The sequence below is a fragment of the Methylobacterium sp. Leaf106 genome (assembly GCF_001422895.1).
Taxonomy (GTDB): Bacteria; Pseudomonadota; Alphaproteobacteria; order Rhizobiales; family Beijerinckiaceae; genus Methylobacterium; species Methylobacterium bullatum.
Genome location: NZ_LMNB01000033.1, coordinates 325,375 through 342,955 on the forward strand (window position 1 = coordinate 325,375; position 17,581 = coordinate 342,955).

At 66.9% G+C, this 17,581-nt stretch carries 19 protein-coding genes, 1 tRNA gene and 2 pseudogenes; 15 read left to right on the forward strand and 7 right to left on the reverse strand.

What is annotated here, in order from left to right; all coding sequences use genetic code 11:
• The first annotated feature begins 22 nt into the window (after nucleotides 1-22).
• Nucleotides 23-541, forward strand: coding sequence for a MarR family transcriptional regulator (locus ASF34_RS19075; protein WP_200913332.1), 519 nt, complete (start codon nucleotides 23-25; stop codon nucleotides 539-541).
• Nucleotides 542-558: 17 nt separating this feature from the next.
• On the opposite strand, the gene ASF34_RS19080 is transcribed toward ASF34_RS19075, so the two are convergent.
• On the reverse strand, nucleotides 559-957 hold the full coding sequence (locus tag ASF34_RS19080; RefSeq protein ID WP_043764673.1) for an acyl-CoA thioesterase: 399 nt from the start codon (nucleotides 955-957) through the stop codon (nucleotides 559-561).
• Nucleotides 958-1,141: 184 nt separating this feature from the next.
• On the opposite strand from ASF34_RS19080, the gene attM reads away from it, so the two are divergent.
• The 6 genes and pseudogenes from attM to ASF34_RS22480 all read left to right on the forward strand — a co-directional run.
• The gene (gene attM / locus ASF34_RS19085) at nucleotides 1,142-1,927 is read left to right on the forward strand and encodes an AttM family quorum-quenching N-acyl homoserine lactonase (protein WP_056163524.1); all 786 of its coding nucleotides are present in this window, start codon (nucleotides 1,142-1,144) and stop codon (nucleotides 1,925-1,927) included.
• A gap of 21 nt (nucleotides 1,928-1,948) precedes the next feature.
• Nucleotides 1,949-2,794, forward strand: a complete 846-nt coding sequence (locus ASF34_RS19090; RefSeq protein WP_056163526.1) for a fumarylacetoacetate hydrolase family protein — start codon at nucleotides 1,949-1,951, stop codon at nucleotides 2,792-2,794.
• A 1-nt stretch (nucleotide 2,795) separates the two neighbouring features.
• On the forward strand, nucleotides 2,796-3,581 hold the full coding sequence (locus tag ASF34_RS19095) for an SDR family NAD(P)-dependent oxidoreductase (protein ID WP_056163529.1): 786 nt from the start codon (nucleotides 2,796-2,798) through the stop codon (nucleotides 3,579-3,581).
• Between the two features lie 20 nt (nucleotides 3,582-3,601).
• A complete protein-coding gene (locus ASF34_RS19100; protein ID WP_056163533.1) occupies nucleotides 3,602-4,033 on the forward strand; it encodes a cupin domain-containing protein in 432 nt (143 codons plus the stop codon).
• Between the two features lie 2 nt (nucleotides 4,034-4,035).
• Nucleotides 4,036-4,797, forward strand: a complete 762-nt coding sequence (locus ASF34_RS19105; RefSeq protein ID WP_056163536.1) for an SDR family NAD(P)-dependent oxidoreductase — start codon at nucleotides 4,036-4,038, stop codon at nucleotides 4,795-4,797.
• Between the two features lie 456 nt (nucleotides 4,798-5,253).
• A pseudogene (locus tag ASF34_RS22480) lies at nucleotides 5,254-5,644 on the forward strand (transposase); the annotation flags it as partial.
• Nucleotides 5,645-5,648: 4 nt separating this feature from the next.
• Here the strand turns inward: ASF34_RS22480 and ASF34_RS19110 are convergent.
• The 3 genes and pseudogenes from ASF34_RS19110 to lipB all read right to left on the reverse strand — a co-directional run.
• A pseudogene (locus ASF34_RS19110) lies at nucleotides 5,649-5,975 on the reverse strand (transposase); the annotation flags it as partial.
• 208 nt (nucleotides 5,976-6,183) lie between these two features.
• Nucleotides 6,184-7,347: a PepSY-associated TM helix domain-containing protein gene (locus ASF34_RS19115; protein WP_056163537.1), complete on the reverse strand. Its 1,164-nt coding sequence runs from the start codon at nucleotides 7,345-7,347 to the stop codon at nucleotides 6,184-6,186.
• A gap of 385 nt (nucleotides 7,348-7,732) precedes the next feature.
• Entirely contained in the window at nucleotides 7,733-8,455 is a 723-nt protein-coding gene (gene lipB / locus ASF34_RS19120; RefSeq protein ID WP_200913334.1) for a lipoyl(octanoyl) transferase LipB, read from the reverse strand.
• Nucleotides 8,456-8,523: 68 nt separating this feature from the next.
• Here lipB and ASF34_RS19125 point away from each other — a divergent pair, with 68 nt between their 5' ends.
• The gene (locus tag ASF34_RS19125; RefSeq protein WP_018044018.1) at nucleotides 8,524-8,829 is read left to right on the forward strand and encodes a FliM/FliN family flagellar motor switch protein; all 306 of its coding nucleotides are present in this window, start codon (nucleotides 8,524-8,526) and stop codon (nucleotides 8,827-8,829) included.
• Between the two features lie 115 nt (nucleotides 8,830-8,944).
• Nucleotides 8,945-9,029: transfer RNA gene (locus tag ASF34_RS19130), tRNA-Leu, on the forward strand.
• A gap of 269 nt (nucleotides 9,030-9,298) precedes the next feature.
• On the opposite strand, the gene ASF34_RS19135 is transcribed toward ASF34_RS19130, so the two are convergent.
• From ASF34_RS19135 to ASF34_RS19145, 3 genes are all read right to left on the reverse strand, one after another.
• Complete coding sequence (locus ASF34_RS19135) at nucleotides 9,299-9,949, reverse strand: PRC-barrel domain-containing protein (RefSeq protein ID WP_056163543.1); 651 nt, start codon at nucleotides 9,947-9,949, stop codon at nucleotides 9,299-9,301.
• A gap of 284 nt (nucleotides 9,950-10,233) precedes the next feature.
• Nucleotides 10,234-10,383: a hypothetical protein gene (locus ASF34_RS19140; RefSeq protein WP_244474465.1), complete on the reverse strand. Its 150-nt coding sequence runs from the start codon at nucleotides 10,381-10,383 to the stop codon at nucleotides 10,234-10,236.
• 121 nt (nucleotides 10,384-10,504) lie between these two features.
• Nucleotides 10,505-11,131 (reverse strand): acyl-homoserine-lactone synthase, encoded by a 627-nt coding sequence (locus tag ASF34_RS19145; RefSeq protein ID WP_018044022.1) that lies wholly within the window; start codon nucleotides 11,129-11,131, stop codon nucleotides 10,505-10,507.
• Nucleotides 11,132-11,445: 314 nt separating this feature from the next.
• On the opposite strand from ASF34_RS19145, the gene ASF34_RS19150 reads away from it, so the two are divergent.
• From ASF34_RS19150 to ASF34_RS19175, 6 genes are all read left to right on the forward strand, one after another.
• Complete coding sequence (locus ASF34_RS19150; RefSeq protein WP_018044023.1) at nucleotides 11,446-12,363, forward strand: branched-chain amino acid ABC transporter permease; 918 nt, start codon at nucleotides 11,446-11,448, stop codon at nucleotides 12,361-12,363.
• A gap of 1 nt (nucleotide 12,364) precedes the next feature.
• Complete coding sequence (gene livM, locus ASF34_RS19155; protein ID WP_156465780.1) at nucleotides 12,365-13,717, forward strand: high-affinity branched-chain amino acid ABC transporter permease LivM; 1,353 nt, start codon at nucleotides 12,365-12,367, stop codon at nucleotides 13,715-13,717.
• Nucleotides 13,714-14,634 carry an ATP-binding cassette domain-containing protein gene (locus ASF34_RS19160; RefSeq protein WP_018044025.1) on the forward strand — a complete coding sequence of 307 codons (921 nt, stop codon included), beginning with the start codon at nucleotides 13,714-13,716 and terminating at the stop codon, nucleotides 14,632-14,634. The genes livM and ASF34_RS19160 overlap by 4 nt, the downstream gene beginning before the upstream one ends.
• The gene (locus ASF34_RS19165) at nucleotides 14,631-15,401 is read left to right on the forward strand and encodes an ABC transporter ATP-binding protein (protein ID WP_018044026.1); all 771 of its coding nucleotides are present in this window, start codon (nucleotides 14,631-14,633) and stop codon (nucleotides 15,399-15,401) included. Before ASF34_RS19160 ends, ASF34_RS19165 begins: the two co-directional genes overlap by 4 nt.
• Before the next feature lie 190 nt (nucleotides 15,402-15,591).
• A complete protein-coding gene (locus ASF34_RS19170; protein ID WP_056163545.1) occupies nucleotides 15,592-15,948 on the forward strand; it encodes a DUF6867 family protein in 357 nt (118 codons plus the stop codon).
• 70 nt (nucleotides 15,949-16,018) lie between these two features.
• Entirely contained in the window at nucleotides 16,019-17,146 is a 1,128-nt protein-coding gene (locus tag ASF34_RS19175) for a branched-chain amino acid ABC transporter substrate-binding protein (protein ID WP_443136550.1), read from the forward strand.
• Nucleotides 17,147-17,581: the final 435 nt, after the last annotated feature.

Genomic DNA, 17,581 nt, shown 5'->3' on the forward strand with positions numbered 1-17,581 from the left:
TGATCGCGCCGGGGTTCTGGTTTTGGGTGAGACAGCAGACGGCGGCGTTTCGGCGGGGGCGGAGGGGCGGGACGCGCGTACGGCCGTGCGCGCGTGGCTGCGCCTTCTCACCTGCACCACGCTGATCGAGAACGAGATTCGCTCGCGCCTGCGCGAGCAGTTCGACTTCACTCTGCCGCGCTTCGATCTCCTGGCCCAGCTCGACAAGGCCGAGGACGGGCTGGTGCTCGGCGAAGCCTCGAAGCTCCTGATGGTCTCGGCCGGTAACGTCACGGCTGTGGTCGAGAAGCTGCTGGCCAACGGCTACATCACCCGCCAACCCTCGCCGACCGACCGTCGTGTCCAGATCATCCGCCTGACCCATGCGGGCCGTGCTGCCTTCCGCACCATGGCGGAGGCGCATAGCGGCTGGGTCGACGAGCTATTCGCCGGCCTCTCGGAGGCCGAACTCACGACGCTGACGGAAAGCCTGGCCCGCCTCAAACGCTCCGCGCATGACGGGATCGCGCCCCGCGAGCCATCACGCCGCCGGGGCACCTGAGGCACGACCCGGACGCATCACGCCAGCGGCCGCGAGCGTCCCGCATCGTCGAGCGCGACGGCCACGAAAAGTGCCTCGACCACGCGGCGTGGCTCCCCCCCGGACGGATCGGCGGCAAAGCCGTCGAGCCTGAGCCGCATCGAGCTGCGGCCGACGGATTCGACCTGTCCGTATATCGAGAATTCCTCGCCGACCTTGAGAGCCGCGACGAAGCGCAGATTCTCCACCGCGACCGTCGTGCACGGCCCCCGCGCCCGCCGCATCCCGAGAAGCCCGGCCGCCTTGTCGAGTTCCGCCATGATCCAGCCGCCGAACACCCCGCCGTTGAGGTTCGCTTCCGACGGGAGGGTCAAAGTGCGCAGAAGCGGCAGGGCTCCTTGAGGGGACTGGGACTCCTTTGTTGCCTGCTCCGTCATCTGGCCCATCGATCCTGTCCCCCGACGCGGGCTCGCCCGCCGCTTTTCGGGAGCCTAGGCGACGGATGCATGGCGATCAAGCTTTAAGCTTGAAACATATCTTGACAGACGTCCGATCTTCGAGCCAATCTGCATAAGATTCAAGCTTGAAGAAATTATACGACCAGGAACTTCGGGGGGAACGATGTCCGAGGTCCGCCTTCATCTCTTTCAGACCGGCACACTCCGCTGCCGGTATCAGGACATCTACCTGAACCAGGGCCTGGGCGAACCGTTCGAGATTCCGGTGCCCTGGTATCTCATCACGCATCCGCGCGGGCATGTGGTGATCGACGGCGGCTTTCCGGCTGTCTGTGCCACCGACCCGTTCGGGCATTGGGGCTCCGTCGCCGAGGTGTTCGTGCCGCGCGTCGCACCCAGGCAGGATTGCGCCGCGCAGATGCGGGCGGCGGGCTTCGATCCGTCGGACGTGCGCACCGTACTTCTTTCTCATCTCCATCTCGACCACACGGGCGCTATCGGCGTCTTCCCGAACGCCCGGCATGTGGTTCAGCGCGCGGCCCTCGAATACGCCCTCGCCCCCGACTGGTTCTGCGCCGGCGCCTTCGTGCGGGCCGATTTCGACCGCCCGAACCTCGATTGGCGCCTGCTGGAGGATTCCTGGGGGGATTTCCACGACCTTTACGGCGACGGGGCGATCACCTGCATCCGCTCCCCCGGCCACACTGTGGGGCACCAATCCTTCCTGGTGCGGACGCCGCGCGGCGCCACCCTGCTCGCCATCGATGCTGCCGACACCATGGACCATTGGGAGGACCGCGCGCTGCCCGGTGCCGTCACTTCGGTCACGGAGGCGGTGCGTTCCGTCGGCAAGCTGCGCGCCGTCGCCGAGGGGGCGCAGGCCCGCGTGGTGCCGGGGCACGACCCCATCCTGTGGCCGACACTGAACCAGTTCCCGGTCTTCTACTGAATCACCTTCCGGAGATACGGCATGAAACTGCTGCGATACGGGGAGCCCGGCGTCGAGCGTCCCGGCCTCCTCGATGATCGAGGCCGCATCCGCGACCTCGGAGATCACCTGTCCGACATCGCCGGGTCGTTCCTGTCGGATGAGAGCCTGAGCCGACTGCGCGCCCTCGATCTCGAAAGCCTGCCCCTCGCGGGGGGGACACCCCGCATCGGCGCCTGCGTCGGCGCCATCGGCAAGTTCGTCTGCGTCGGCCTGAACTACGCCGACCACGCCGCCGAGACCGGCAAGACGCCACCCATGGAGCCGGTGCTGTTCATGAAGGCGACGAGCGCCGTCTGCGGCCCCAACGACGCCATCGAGATCCCGCGCGGCTCCGAGAAGACCGATTGGGAAGTGGAACTCGGCGTGGTGATCGGGACACGCGCCAAGCACGTCACCCGCGCCGAGGCCCTCGATTTCGTCGCCGGCTACTGCGTCGTCAACGACGTTTCCGAGCGCGCCTTCCAGTCCGAGCGCGGCGGCCAATGGACCAAGGGCAAGAGTGCCGACACCTTCGGTCCGCTCGGCCCCTGGCTGGTGACGCGGGACGAAGTGCCGGATCCGCAATCCCTCGGGCTCTGGCTCGATGTCGACGGGGTTCGGCGGCAGACCGGCAGCACCGCGCGGATGATCTTCGGCGTCGCCGAACTCGTCAGCTACATCAGCGGGTTCATGACGCTCCATCCGGGCGACATCATCGCCACGGGAACCCCGCCCGGAGTCGGCCTCGGCCAGAAGCCTCCGGTGTTCCTGCGCGCCGGGCAAACCATGCATCTGGGCATCGACCGGCTCGGCGAGCAGTGCCAAGCCGTGGTCCAGGGGACCTGAGATGGACGCCTTCTGCGATCTCGGCGGCAAGGCCGCCCTCGTCACCGGCGGCAGCCGCGGCCAGGGCGCGGCACAGGCACGCCTCCTGGCACAGTCCGGCGTTGCCGTCACGATCTGCGATGTGCTCGCCGACGCGGGCGAGGCCTATGCCGCGGACCTGCGGGCCGAGGGTCTCGATGCGCGCTTCCAGGCCGCAGACATCACCCGACCGGAGGATTGGGAACACCTCGTCGTGCAGGCCCTGGCCTGGCGGGGTCGCCTCGACATCCTCGTCAACAATGCCGGCATCATCAACCGCACCGGCGTAGCGGCGACCGATTTCGACGCCTGGAATCGGGTGCTCGCGGTCAATCTCACCGGCGCCTTCCTGGGCATCCGCGCGGTCGCGCCCGCCATGCGGGCGTTCACGGGCGGGAGCATCGTCAACATCGCCTCGAACTCGGCCTTCTCCGGCCATGCCGACCCTGCCTATACCGCAAGCAAATGGGGCCTGCGCGGGCTGACCAAGTCCGCCGCCATGGAACTCGTCGGCGACCGGATCCGTGTCAATGCCGTCTGCCCGGGCCTCGTGGTGACGGGACTGAACGCCGGCTCGCCGCATCTCGCCCCGATGATCGGCCTGACGCCGATGGGTCGTCCGGGCGTGCCCGACGAGGTCGCCCGTCTCGTCCGGTTCCTCGCCAGCGACGAGGCGAGCTTCATCACCGGCGAGGATTTCGTGATCGACGGCGGCTTCACCGCCGGAGCCGCCTATCGCCGCGTCGCCATCGAGACCGGCCTTCTGTGAGCATTGCGAGGGAAACACACATGTCCGAGCCCCTGAAGCCCGTCGTCACCCGTGCCGGCGAGGAGGATACCCGCACCAGCCAGTCCGGCGGCGCGGTGCGCATCTCGGGTGTCAGCCCGCAGCACACACCCGCCACGCGGATCTGGTACGGCATGGTCAGCAACGCGCCGGGCTACCGCTCGCTGCCACACCATCATGGTGAGGCCGAGACCGGCGGTTACGTGCTGCGGGGCAGGGCGCGGATTTATTTCGGCCCGGATTATGCCGAGTACATCGACATGCGCGAGGGCGATTTCGTGTTCGTGCCGCCGTTCATGCCCCATGTCGAGGCGAACATGAGCTCCACCGACGATCTCGTCTGGCTCACGGCCCGCACACCGGAGAACATCGTGGTCAATCTCGACGACGTGCCGGATGCGAGCCTGCCCGGCTACGTCCGGCCCGGAGCCTGACCGTGGGCGAATCCGGTCCTCTCCGCCACGCCGTCGTCACCGGCGGCGCCCGCGGCATCGGCCGCGCGATCGCGGCGCGGCTGGTCCGGGATGGGGCCACGGTGACGATCCTCGGGCGCAATGCCGAAGCGCTGGAGCAGGCTGTTAACGAGGGCGTCGCGCATCACGCCGTCCCCGTCGACGTGACGGACGGGCCGGCGATCGTCCGCGTCTTCGCGGACATCGCGGCGCGCGCCCCCGTGGACCTTCTGGTGGCCAATGCGGGGGCGGCCGAATCCAGCCCCTTCGAACGCAGCGACGCCGCACTCTTCCAGCGAATGCTGGATGTAAACCTTTTCGGCGTGGTCCACGCCGCGCAGGCGGTGCTGCCGGACATGACGCGCAGGGGGTTCGGCCGGATCGTCGCCATCGCGTCGACCGCCGGACAGAAGGGCTACCCCTATGTCTCCGCCTATTGCACGGCCAAGCACGCAGTGGTCGGCCTCGTCCGGGCGCTCGCCCAGGAGACCGCCTGCAGCGGGGTCACCGTCAACGCGGTCTGCCCCGGCTTCACTGACACCGACCTCGTCGGCGACAGCCTGGAGCGGATCATGGCCGTGACCGGTCGGGACCGGGACGCGGCGCTCGCCTCCCTCGTGCGCCACAACCCCCAGGGTCGCCTCATCCACCCCGACGAGATCGCCGACGCCGTTGCCTGGCTCTGCGGAGCCGCCGCGGGTGCCGTGACCGGTCAGGTTGTCACGGTCGCGGGTGGGGAGCTCTGACCCGCCTCCTTCGAAGCGGAGGGGCGTTCGTCGAGACGAGAACGGCGCCCTATGGTTTCTACGGTGCTGCCGCTGGTTTCGTATGCCGGGAATTTGGAGATCGAAGTAAGCTACTGCCGGATGGCATACGCGAACAACGGTAATATCCGTCTCAAGGCGAATATTGATTCGAAGCCGAGAAGCGTGGAACTACGTCCCATTCATTCGTTTAAGAGCTGCGCGCCCACTGAGATTTCTGCATTGAAGGCATGCTCGGGTGAATAGTCAATCAACGGCATGGTCGTGCCGAGCATCGTTCGAGCGGGAATCGATTGTCTTGCTGCATTACATGGACGCGAGCTTTTTTCCGCTGAAAGGAAAGAGCCACGTGCCCCATGAGCCCCGAGCCTCCACCGCTGACCAGGGCGTCTCTGCAAAGGGTTCACAGGTAGAGTGATCAACCCCCATGCTGGCGGGATGCGACGCGACGAACAGACCGACGCGCAGTGGAAGCAGATCGCCCCGCTGCTGCCTGCGCAGAAGCCGCGCACGGGCCGGCCTGCCGAGGATCAGCGTCAGGTCTTGAAGGGCATGCTGTGGATCCTACGCACGGGTGCGCCCTGGGCGGATTTGCCGGTGCCCTATGGTCCTGTCGGGTCCATGTCGAGCCAGTTCTACCGCTGGCGGCAGGCCGGAATGTTCGACCAAGTTCTGCAACGCTTACTGGCGCAGTCAGGGCGGGTACTCGACCAAACTGGATCTGCGCGCCGAGGGTGGCGGCAAGCCGGTCGCGGCGGTGCTGACGGCCGGCGAGCGCCACGAGCAGTTCGCGCTGGACGCTTTGATGGACAAGGGCGCAGTGCCACGGTCCGTCGAGCTCCGCCTGGGCGAAATACGCCGATGCTTTTCTCAGGATCTCGCTGCGCGGTCCTTCGGTTCGTTCGCCTGCCGGAGTTCGCGATTTTCCGCTCCAGCGCCTTGATCCGCTCGCGCTCGTCCGTCGTCGGGCCCGCTCGTTGACCCCGCTACCGCTCGGCCTGGCCTACACAATTCCGCAGAGTCTGGCCCGAGCAGCCGATCTTCGCGGCGATCGAGCGGATCGCACCGAACTGAGAGTCGTACTCGCCCTGGTGCTCCAACACCATCCGCACAGCGCGTTCACGGACCTCAGGGGAAGACGGTGGGGTTCGCTTCGTCATAGCTCCAACCTCGCAAGAGTCGGGGCCTCCGGGAAACCCGGTGCGGTTCAGTTCATGCGCCGTGTTTCCTGATCGGGCGAACCGCCTCGATCTTGAATTCACGCCCAGATCGTTTTCCCTGCACAGGCCATCTCCGGCCTCCTGAAGCACCCGATCTCGATGTCCATGAAACTGGCGGCATGCCACCGCGCCGGGACCAGCCATCAGATCAGGCGCGACTCGTCGTTGCGCCGACAGGTGCCGCGGCCATCGATCTGCGGCGCCGGGCGCCGCGGCGCAGGACGTAGAGGACGAGGCCGGTGACCGCGAAGAGCGGCATGGCCAGGGCCGCTGTGAAGAACAGGAAGGCGACGATGCCGCCGAAGAAACGCCCGCGATGCACCTCCAGCATGTTCTCGGCCATCTGCTGGCCCAAAGGCTTGTCGGAGAATCGGGTCTGAGAGAGGCGGGCGCCGGTGACGGGATCGAACGTCGCTTCGTCGCGCGCCTTCGGCAGATCAGAGGGAGCGGCGAGGAAGCGGATGCGGATCGTCGCCAGTTCCGGCCCAGGGAGTGCGATGAGAGCCATGTGAGCGCCCGCCCCCTCGCTGGCGCTGAAGGTCGCCCAGGCCATATCCAGGGCCGACGTGTGGACCTGCGGGGGTGCGCCCGGACTGCGCGGCGCCCGCGCGGCTCGGGTTTCGCCGGTGAGCAGCCAGGTCGCGGCGTTTCGATAGGAGTCGTAGGACCACCATAGCCCGGTCAGGGCGATGGCGGCGTAGAACGGAATGAGCCAGGTCCCGGCGATGCTGTGTAGCGACCACCAGCGCGGCCGACCGGGCCGCTTGAGGAAGGGCTTCAGCCAGATTTTCCAGGAATGGATCCTGGGCCAGCGCAGGTAGAGCCCCGTTCCCAGGAATAGGAGCAGGGCGATGGTGCAGATGCCGGTGATGCTGCGGCCCCAGCCCTTGCCGTCCCCCGGCAGGAGCAGCCAGCGATGCAGCTTGCGGATCGTGGCGAAAGCGCCCTCCAGCCGCATCTCGCCGAGTTCGCGGCCGTCGACGGGGTCGAGATAGAGTGTCGGCGGTCGCGCGCTCAGCTTGGCATCGCCAGCGAAGCGGATGCGCGGGCTTCGCTCCGGATCGGCCCAAAGAATCAGGGAACTCACCGTGAGGCCTGGCCGCTGCTCCTCGATCCTCGCCTTGAGGGCGGCGGGCGAGAGGCGGGGCGCATCGCTGCTCGCGGCGACGAAGGCGCGGTCGCCGTTCACCCACTCCGTCAGGGCTTCTTCATAGCTCAGCATCGCGCCGGTCACGCCAACGAGGGCGAGGACCAGTCCGGCCGTGAGGCCGAGCAGCCAATGCAGGCGGAACAGAACGGTGCGGATCGTCATGAGCGGGCGCCTACCAGAACAGCCGTGCTGACACGATCGCGTGGAACGGATCGCCCAACGCCCGCTACCGGAGCCGGGCGGCGCTATGCGAGACGGATCGCTGCTCTGCCTGACCACGCTCGATCATGAGCTACAAACGCGACCACGGGCCTGTCAACGTCCGTCGTCACGTCAGAACGAATCGATGCTTGATTTAGAATGGCTTTATTGTTGTCGGCCTGGGCGCCGACGGTCATTCTCTGCAGGCTTTGTCGGCGACGATCCGACAAATAAAATTATAATTCAATATTTGGCTTGATCGCCTGCGTGTTGAATCGGATAAAAGCAGTATTCCGCGACCGTCGTCGATCCCACGTCGGATCCTGTTTCCGTATTGCACACGTCCTTATCCGTCTTGCGTCTCTCCGAATATCGCTTCGAACGAGGCACGCAGTGCCATGTCCACTTCGGGCAGGGTGACGATCTGGCCGAGATCGACGAGGCTGGTCACGCCGTGGCCGCTGATGCCGCAGGGGACGATGCCGGTGAAATGCGACAGGTCGGGCTCCACATTGAGGCTGATGCCGTGGAAGCTCACCCAGCGCCGCACGCGGATACCGATCGCTGCGATCTTGTCCTCCACCCCCTCCCCTTTCTCGGGCCGGCGCACCCAGACGCCGACGCGGTCCTCGCGCCGTTCGCCGCGCACGTTGAAGGCGCCGAGGGTGGCGATGATCCAGGCTTCCAAGGCGGAAACGTAGGCGCGCAGGTCCGGTCTGCGCCGGTTGAGGTCGAGCATCACATAGGCCACCCGCTGCCCCGGCCCGTGATAGGTGTACTGGCCGCCCCGCCCCGTGGCGTGGACCGGGAACCGGTCGGGCTCGACGAGATCTGCGGTCTTTGCCGAGGTGCCGGCGGTGTAGAGCGGCGGGTGTTCGAGCAGCCAGACCATCTCGGCCGCCTCCCCGGTCGCGATCCGCCCGGTATGGGCTTCCATTGCCGCCACCGCCTCGTCGTAGGGGACGAGGGTGTCGCTGATCCGCCACAGGACCGGCCGCATGCCGGATCGCGGTCGAAAATCGGCCGTCGAGGCGGAAAGCCGGGCGCTGCGGGGGGCATCGTTTACCAAGGCTTCACCATATCTCAGGAACACTCTGTCGAGTGAGGCCCGATATGGGCCGATGGAGTTCGTGGCGCGTGGCAGTTTTCGAAGACCTCAAGGTCGATCTCTCGGTCGTGCTCGGGCGCAGCCACATGCCGCTCCACATGCTGCTGCGCATGGGACGCGGCGCCGTGATCGAACTCGAATCCACGGAAACCGATATGGTCGAGATTCTCGCCAACGACCACCCGATCGCGCGCGGCCAGATCGTCGTGACGGGAAACCGGATTTCGGTGGAGATCACCGAACTGATCCGCAAGGCGGAAGTGGTGCGCACGCCCGGCGTGACCATCGGCGACGGGGCGGTCCAGATCCTCGATGGACCGGTGGATCTCATCTGAGACGCATGACGGCGCTTGTCGTGGCAGATTCGATCTGTTATCCGCTGCGCCGCGCCACACGAAACGCCCCGCACCGCCCTCCGGCGGAGAGCGCGGCGGAACGGGTGGTACCGATGCGGCCATGGCGGAATTGGTAGACGCGCTAGCTTGAGGTGCTAGTCCTGCAAGGGGTGGAGGTTCGAGTCCTCTTGGCCGCACCAACTCTTTCGAGTTGATGTACCCCAAAGCGTCTGATGCCCGATGAAGGCTCGAGTGCCTCCGGGCTCGTTACATCGAAATCAGTCTGAATATCGCTGCGCTGCCTCGATCCCGGCTAGGGGCCGACGATGTCGGGCGCGCTTCGCGAGATTCTACTGGCGGTCTGATCCGCATGGCGCCCGGTCGTGACTGACCGGAGGCTTCCCGTTGCGCCTCAAACGGGTGTCTCAACCAGCGGACCGCATCGTCGCGGCCATTCCCGAACCACGCATCACGGCGCCGTCTGTGTCGGATAGGTGAAGACCGGTGCTGCCTCCAGCTCCGCCTTCGTGCGGCGGATCTCTGCTTCGACCGGCTCTCCGATCTGGACCGTCGCCCGGTCCTTCGTGGCATCGGTCGTGACGGCGGCGCCGGCTGGGCCGGTGGCCTGGTTGGTGTCGCCGGTGGTCTCCGCGTTGAGGACGGCGTTGCCGGACTTTGCGCCGGGCATGGTCTCCGGCGTCACCTCGGCCGCCCGGCCCTCGGATGGGGCGTCCTTCGGCTTGACGATGGAGGGGTCCGGTGCCTGCCCCGCCTTCGCGTGGCTGTTCCACACCAATTGGTCGAAGGGCACCGCGACCTTCTTGCCACCGACCCCGAGGAAGCCGCCGACATCGATCACCACGGCCTGAGCGCGGCCGCTGCCGTCCACCATCACGTCCTCGATCGTACCGACCTTGACGTGATCCTGGCCGACCACGCGCAGGCCGATGATCCTGGACACCTTGACACTACCCAGCGGCGCCTGCGTGAGGAAGGCAGGCTTGGCCGCCTGCCGCCCCTCGGCCGCCTGCCGCCCCTCGGCCGCCTGTCCCTCCTGCGCGAGTGCCGGCCCTGCGGAGACTGCGAGGATGAGCGCAAGGGTGCGGGCTAGTATCGGCATGTGGGTTCTTCCGTGCGATCCGGAGCGATCTACCGGGGCTCAACACGCGCGGACGGATACTGGTTCATCCCTGCCCTGCCCCCGACGATGGCGCCCTCGCCTTCGCCGGCATGGATGCGGTCGGTATTGCTCCGCCAGGAGAGCGGTGGGCCCGTGCGCATGTCCCCCATGTCGATGGCGAGGCCGCGCCCGTCGGCAGAGTCCTCGCCTCGTTCGAGGGAGCAGGTTCGAGATGCCGGGACCAAGACGGCACGAATCCGAGCGGGATCGCACCCTCCACCGCGTCAGTTGCTGCGTGCCGGCTGCTGTTCGGTCTCCGTCGCCTTCGCCATGGCCACGCCGATCTCGAAGAGCAGGAGGTCGATCAATTGGCGCATCACCGATGTGCCCGAAGCCTCGATGATGGTCCGTGCCGCGATGCAATGTCCTGCCAACGAGTCGAGACTTTCGTCTCTCTCGATCACCGATGCGTACATGATGTCAGCCCTTGTTCTTCATCTTGTCGAAGAGCCCCCTCTTCGAAATGGTCTGGATGGGTCGTCGAGCGGCCGTCGCTCAGGCGGCGAGGTAGGCGTAGGAGGCCGGCGCGAGCACCGAATCCGGATTGCCGCTGACGTTGCGCAGGCGCGCCAGGGTGCGCTCGTCGAATTCGGCGGTCGCCGCGATGATGTCCTCGCCGCTGATCGCGTGGGGCAGGCCGAGCGGGCGGGCGCGGAAATGCAGCTGCACCACATGCAGAAGGTAAAGCGTCGGCATCTGCAGCACGAGCCGGTTCACGCCGTGATGCATTCCCCATTCGACGATGCCGGTGAGGAGAGCGAGGGAGACCGGGTTGACCGCCTTGCCCCGCGCCCGGTGCGAGCGCGCCACCGCCTGCCGCGTCCATTCCCAGCAATCGCTGCCGCGCGGGAGTTCGCCTTCGCACAGTTGGGGCATGATGTCCGACAGCAGGTGCGGGCGTGTCGTCGGGAGAAGCCGACTATAGCCGATGACTCTGCTCTCCTCGATCGCCAGAAAATGGATGGCATGCGGCGTATCGAATTGATCGATCTCGCGACGATCCGGCTTGGCGAGGTCCGTCCATCCCTTCTCGGTCACGAAGATGTCGTGGCGCAGGCGCCAAGCCTGTTCCATCTCGTCGCGATACATGGTCTCGTTGGCGGGTGTAACGATGTGGATCATGCCAGCCTCTCCGTCTTCGGAGCATGTCTGGCAGTGCCGGGAGATGCTGCGTACTACGGGAAACCGTAGGGTCGATGGCGAGTTGCCCCACGCCAGGGTGCTGGCGGAGCGTATTCGTCTCTTCGTGCCGTCGTTTTCCGGGGACGGCACCGTGACGAGGGCTGACAATCCCTTCGGACCGTGGCGATTTCCGCATTGACCCCGAAGCGTTCTTGCAGACACTCGCCCGCGCCGAACACGCTCGATCCTGGCGGTGGGCCGCCGCGGGAAAGCCCCGGGCGGCCATCTGGCATGCCATTCGCGAAAGCCCATCGATGGAATTCTTCGCCCAGCAATTCATCAACGGCCTGACCCTCGGGTCGATCTACGGCCTGATCGCCATCGGCTACACGATGGTCTTCGGCATCATCGGCATGGTGAATTTCGCCCACGGCGACGTCTTCATGGTCTCGGCCTTCATCGCGCTCATCGCGTTCCTCATCCTCACCACCTGGCTCGGCCTGTCCTCGGTGGCCCTGGTCTTCCTGATCGTGCTCGTCATCGCCATGGCGCTGACCGCCCTGTGGGGATGGGCGATCGAACGGGTGGCCTACAGGCCCTTGCGCGGCTCGTTCCGCCTCGCACCGCTGATCTCGGCGATCGGCGTGTCGATCTTCCTGTCGAACTTCGTCCAGGTGGTGCAGGGCGCCCGCAACAAGCCGGTGCCGCCCCTCGTTCGCGACGTGGTCGTGCTCTACCAGAACGAGCAGTACACCGTGACCCTGTCCTACAAGCAGGCGATCATCATGATCACCACGGCCGTGCTGCTCGCGGGCTTCTGGTACCTTGTGCAGAAGACGCCCTTCGGCCGCGCGCAGCGCGCCGTGGAGCAGGACCGGCGCATGGCGGCCCTGCTCGGCATCAACGTCGACCGCACGATCTCCCTGACCTTCGTCCTCGGCGCCGCCCTGGCTGCGGTCGCGGGCACGCTCTACCTGCTCTATTACGGCGTGGTCTCGTTCTCGGACGGGTTCGTGCCCGGCGTGAAGGCCTTCACCGCCGCCGTGCTCGGCGGCATCGGCTCGCTTCCCGGCGCCGTCATAGGCGGGATCATCATCGGGCTGATCGAGACCTTCTGGTCGGCCTATTTCACCATCGAGTACAAGGATGTGGCCGCTTTCTTGATCCTCATCGTCGTGCTCATCTTCAAGCCTTCGGGCATTCTCGGCCGGCCCGAAGTGGAGAAGGTCTGACGTGGCATCCGGTTCGACCACCCCCATCGCCGCGCCAGCCCGCGCCGAGGCCTCTCCCCTGCCCGGCCTGATCAAGGATGCCGGGCTGTTCGCCCTGGTGACGCTGGGCCTCTGCGTGCCCATCGTCAGCTACCGCACCGATCTCGGCCAGGGCATCGGCCTCGTCATCACCAGCCGCTGGGGCACCGTGCTCGCCCTCTGCGCCGCCATCTTCGTCCTGCGCCTCGTACAGCAGCTCTACCTCACCGGGCGGGCGCGGCGGCGGGCCGCCCGTGCGCCGGTGGTGGAAGGGGCGAGCCGCCTCGCCGCGATCCTCGCGCCCATCACCCTCGTGGTCGCCCTCACCCTGCCGCTCCTCGCCAGCCTCCTCACCGGGTCCCTCGGCGAGGGCCGCTACTGGATCGATCTCGGCATCCTGATCCTGACCTATGTCATGCTCGGATGGGGGCTCAACATCGTGGTCGGCCTCGCGGGCCTGCTCGACCTCGGCTACGTCGCCTTCTACGCGGTGGGGGCGTATTCCTACGCCCTGCTCTCCACGGTGTTCGGCCTGTCCTTCTGGATCTGCCTGCCGCTGGCGGGCCTGTTCGCCGCCGCCTTCGGCGTGCTGCTGGGCTTTCCCGTCCTCAGGCTCCGGGGCGATTATCTCGCCATCGTGACCCTGGCCTTCGGCGAGATCATCCGCCTCGTCCTCATCAACTGGACGGACTTCTCGGGGGGCGCGGCCGGCATTTCCTCGATCCCGCGCGTCAGCTTCTTCGGCCTGCCCTTCACGGCGGGTGAGAACGGGTTCGCCGCTACGTTCGGGCTCAGCTTCAACGCCATGCACCGGCTGGTCTTCCTGTATTACCTGATCCTGGTCCTGGCACTCGTCACCAACCTCGTGACCCTGCGCATGCGGCGCCTGCCCCTCGGGCGGGCCTGGGAAGCGCTGCGCGAGGACGAGATCGCCTGCCGCTCGCTCGGCATCGACACCACCATCACCAAGCTCACCGCCTTCGCCCTGGGGGCGATGTTCGCGGGCTTCGCCGGATCGTTCTTCGCCGTGCGGCAGGCCTTCGTCTCGCCGGAGAGCTTCAACTTTCTGGAGAGCGCCATCATCCTGGCCATCGTCGTGCTCGGCGGAATGGGCAGCCAGATCGGCGTCGCCATCGCCGCTATCGTCATGATCGGCGGCCCCGAACTCCTGCGCAATCTCGGCTTCCTCAAGGCCGTGTTCGGCGAAGGGTTCGACCCCAACGAGTACCGCCTTCTCCTGTTCGGCCTCGCCATGGTGGCGATGATGGTGTTCCGCCCGCGCGGCCTCATCTCCGAGCGAACGCCCTCCGTCACCATCGCGGAGCGCGGCCGATGACCCTCGCCACAGGCATCAACCGGCTCGCGACGTTGCAGGACGAGCCCCCCGCCGCGATTCCCGGTGGCCCCGCCGATCCGGTGCTGATCGTCGACCACCTGACCATGCGGTTCGGCGGCCTCACCGCCGTCAACGACCTCTCGTTCAAGGTCGGGCGCGGCGACATCACGGCCCTGATCGGCCCCAACGGCGCGGGCAAGACCACGGTCTTCAACTGCATCACCGGCTTCTACAAGCCGAGCGAGGGCATGATCCGCCTGGTGCAGAAGGGCGGGGAGACCTACCTCCTCGAGCGCCTGCCCGGCCATGACGTGAACCGGCTCGCCCGCGTCGCCCGCACCTTCCAGAACATCCGCCTGTTCCCGCGCATGACCGTGCTGGAGAACCTGCTGGTGGCCATGCACAAGCCGCTGATGCGCGCCTCGGGTTTCTCGATCCTCGGCATTCTCGGCCTGCCGGCCTATCGCAGCGCGGAGAAGGCGGGAATCGAGAAGGCCGCCGCCTGGCTCGACCGGATCGGTCTCACGGCGCGGGCCGACGATGCCGCCGGCGACCTGCCCTACGGCGATCAGCGGCGGCTCGAAATCGCCAGGGCCATGTGCACCGATCCGGTGCTGCTCTGCCTCGACGAGCCCGCCGCCGGCCTCAACCCGCGCGAATCCTCGGAGCTGAACACCCTGCTGCGGCTGATCCGGGACGAGTACGACACCTCCGTCCTCCTCATCGAACACGACATGTCGGTGGTGATGCAGATCTCCGACCGGATCGTCGTGCTCGATTACGGCACCAAGATCGCCGACGGCACGCCCGACGACATCCGCACCGATACCCGCGTCATCGCCGCCTATCTGGGCGTCGACGACGAGGAGGTGGCGGCGGTGGAGGCCGAGGTCGGCCTGACGGGAACGCAAGCATGAGTGTCGCCGGCATCAACGTCCTCGTGGAGGAGACCCGCGCATTGCAGGCGCCGCTCCTCGATGTGCGCGGCGTCTCTGCCTATTACGGCAGCATCCAGGCCCTGAAAGGCGTCGATCTGCACGTGAACGAGGGCGAGATCGTCGCCCTGATCGGCGCCAACGGGGCGGGCAAGTCGACCCTGATGATGACGATCTTCGGCCAGCCGCAGGCACGGACCGGCAGCATCACCTATGCGGGCCGCGACATCACCCGCATGGCGACCCACGAGATCGCGCGCCTCAACATCGCCCAGTCGCCGGAGGGGCGGCGCATCTTCTCTCGCATGAGCGTGCGCGAGAACCTGCAGATGGGCGCGGCCCTGCATGGCGGGCGCTACTTCGCCGAGGATTTGGAGCGCATGTGCGTCCTGTTTCCGCGCCTGAAGGAGCGGCTCGACCAGCGCGGCGGCACCATGTCCGGCGGCGAACAGCAGATGCTCGCCATCGCCCGCGCCCTGATGAGCCGCCCGCGCCTGCTCATGCTCGACGAGCCGTCGCTCGGCCTCGCCCCGCTCATCGTGAAGCAGATCTTCTCGGCGGTGCGCGAGCTCAACGAGCGCGAGGGGCTCACCGTCTTCATCGTCGAGCAGAACGCCTATCACGCCCTCAAGCTGGCCCATCGCGGCTACGTCATGGTGACGGGCGCGGTGACGATGAGCGGCACGGGCCGCGAGCTCCTCGACAACCCGCAGGTGAAGGCAGCCTATCTCGAAGGGGGCCAGCATTGAGCGGGTTGGCAACGACGCCCCCACCCTCTCCCCCCTGCGGGAGAGGGTTCCTGCGGAGCAGGCGGGAGAGGGGGCGCCCTCTCCGGAGCCGTCGCTCCCCTCTCCCGACCCGCTTCGCGGGCCACCCTCCCCCGCTGAGGGGGGAGGGAAAGCGCGTCCCGCTTCGGATGGCATCGGTAGGCAAGGCATCATGACCGAGACCCTGTCCCTCGACACGCCCAATCTCGGCATCTTCCTCCTCGTCACGCTGGCGATGGGCGGGGGGGCGGCCTGGATGGCGGGCAGCAGCTTCGCCAGGGGATGGCGTCCGTTCTGGCAGTGCGCGCTGGCGGGGCTCGCCATCGCGGCGGTCTCGCGCTTCCTGCATTACGCCCTGTTCTCGGGCACGCTGCTCTCGCCGGCCGGCTACGCCCTCGACGCGGTGGTGATCCTCGCCATCGGCGCGCTCGGCTACCGGGTCACCCGCACCCGGCAGATGACCACCCAGTATCGCTGGCTCTACGAGCGCACCGGCCCGCTGACCTGGCGGGACCGGCAAGGGGCGTGAATCCGCACCATCTTCATGCAACCATGCGCCATGCGGAGACGGTTCGATCCGCCGCGCTGATCGAGGGGAAATGACCATGAAAAAACTGATGGCGATGAGCGTGGCGCTGGGCGCGCTGATGCTGGCGGGTACCGCGCAGGCGGAGATCAAGATCGGCGTCATCGCGCCGATCACGGGGCCGAGCGCCGCGTTCGGCGCGCAGATCCGGAACGGCGCAGTTCAGGCGGTCGAGGACATCAACAAGGCCGGCGGCGTCAACGGCGAGAAACTCGTCGTCTCGGTCGGTGACGACGCCTCCGACCCGAAGCAGGGCGTGTCGGTCGCCAACAAGTTCGCCGGCGAGGGCGTGAAGATGGTGGTCGGCGACTTCAATTCCAGCGTCTCGATTCCTGTCTCCGAAGCGCTGATCGAGGCCGGCATCATCCAGATCACCCCCGCCTCCACGGCGATCAAGTTCACCGAACGCGGCAACTGGAACACGTTTCGCACCTGTGGCCGTGACGACCAGCAGGGCGCGGTCGCGGCGGCGTATCTCGCCGACAAGTTCAAGGGCAAGAAGGTCGCCTTCATCCACGACAAGAGCACCTACGGTAAAGGGCTGGCCGAAGAGACGTTGAAGGCGCTGAAGGCCAAGGGAGGGTCCGCTGCGATCTCCGAGAGCCTCACGCCCGGCGAGAAGGATTTTTCTGCCCTCGTCTCGAAGCTCAAACAGGCCAATGTCGATGTGATCTACTTCGGCGGCTACTACACCGAGGCCGGGCTGCTGATCCGCCAGATGCGCGACCAGGGTCTCCAGGCTCCCCTCATGGGTGGGGATGCTCTCGCCGACCGTGAGTTCGCGCAGGTCGGCGGCCCCGGCTCCGAAGGCACCTTCATGACCTTCTCGCCCGACGCCCGCAAGAACCCCAAGGCCAAGGCCACGATCGATTCCTTCAAGGCGATCAAGTTCGAGCCGGAAGGCTACACGCTCTATTCCTACGCCGCGGTTCAGATCCTGAAACAGGCGATGGAGGCGACGAAGTCGAGCGACGGGCAGAAGATCGCCACATACATGCAGCAGGGCAAGCCGTTCGACACCGTGATCGGCGACATCTCCTACGACAAGAAGGGCGACATCACCCGGCCCGACTACGTCATGTACATGTGGAAGAAGGGCGCCGACGGCTCCATCAACTACGCCGGCAACGAGGTCCCGTAGAACTACGCTTACCCCTCTCCCCGCCGGGCGGGGAGAGGACGTCGTCCTCCCCTCGCTGGGAGGCGACGTGAGCCCGTCAGGGCGAGGGTGAGGGGGTATCTTCGGGTGTGGCTCCTCCGGAAGCGCCCCCTCACCGTCGGCTGCCGCCTCGCCGCGCCGACGACGGGGTCGCCGCGGCCCTCTCCCCGCGTGCGGGGAGAGGGGAATGCGCACCGGTCTTTCGGAACACAACCCATAGGGCACGCTCCGATTTCGGAAGAGTCGGGGTCCCCCTCTCCCCGCCGGGCGGGGAGAGGACGTCGTCCTCCCCTTGTCGGGAGGCGGCGTGAGCCCGGCAGGGCGAGGGTGAGGGGGTGACTCCGGGTATGGCTCCTCCAGCCAAGCCCCCTCACCGTCGGCTGCCGCCTCGCCGCGCCGACGACGGGGTCGTCGCTT

Excerpts from the sequence above, each read along its gene's own strand:
- ASF34_RS19165 (WP_018044026.1), top strand. The coding sequence starts at position 14,631 with ATGAGTGTCGCCGGCATCAACGTCCTCGTGGAGGAGACCCGCGCATTG.
- ASF34_RS19145 (WP_018044022.1), bottom strand. The coding sequence starts at position 11,131 with ATGATCCACATCGTTACACCCGCCAACGAGACCATGTATCGCGACGAG.
- ASF34_RS19175 (WP_443136550.1), top strand. The coding sequence starts at position 16,019 with ATGACCATGAAAAAACTGATGGCGATGAGCGTGGCGCTGGGCGCGCTG.
- ASF34_RS19150 (WP_018044023.1), top strand. The coding sequence starts at position 11,446 with ATGGAATTCTTCGCCCAGCAATTCATCAACGGCCTGACCCTCGGGTCG.
- ASF34_RS19135 (WP_056163543.1), bottom strand. The coding sequence starts at position 9,949 with ATGCCGATACTAGCCCGCACCCTTGCGCTCATCCTCGCAGTCTCCGCA.
- ASF34_RS19080 (WP_043764673.1), bottom strand. The coding sequence starts at position 957 with ATGACGGAGCAGGCAACAAAGGAGTCCCAGTCCCCTCAAGGAGCCCTG.
- ASF34_RS19160 (WP_018044025.1), top strand. The coding sequence starts at position 13,714 with ATGACCCTCGCCACAGGCATCAACCGGCTCGCGACGTTGCAGGACGAG.
- ASF34_RS19115 (WP_056163537.1), bottom strand. The coding sequence starts at position 7,347 with ATGACGATCCGCACCGTTCTGTTCCGCCTGCATTGGCTGCTCGGCCTC.
- ASF34_RS19090 (WP_056163526.1), top strand. The coding sequence starts at position 1,949 with ATGAAACTGCTGCGATACGGGGAGCCCGGCGTCGAGCGTCCCGGCCTC.
- ASF34_RS19100 (WP_056163533.1), top strand. The coding sequence starts at position 3,602 with ATGTCCGAGCCCCTGAAGCCCGTCGTCACCCGTGCCGGCGAGGAGGAT.
- ASF34_RS19095 (WP_056163529.1), top strand. The coding sequence starts at position 2,796 with ATGGACGCCTTCTGCGATCTCGGCGGCAAGGCCGCCCTCGTCACCGGC.
- attM (WP_056163524.1), top strand. The coding sequence starts at position 1,142 with ATGTCCGAGGTCCGCCTTCATCTCTTTCAGACCGGCACACTCCGCTGC.
- ASF34_RS19170 (WP_056163545.1), top strand. The coding sequence starts at position 15,592 with ATGACCGAGACCCTGTCCCTCGACACGCCCAATCTCGGCATCTTCCTC.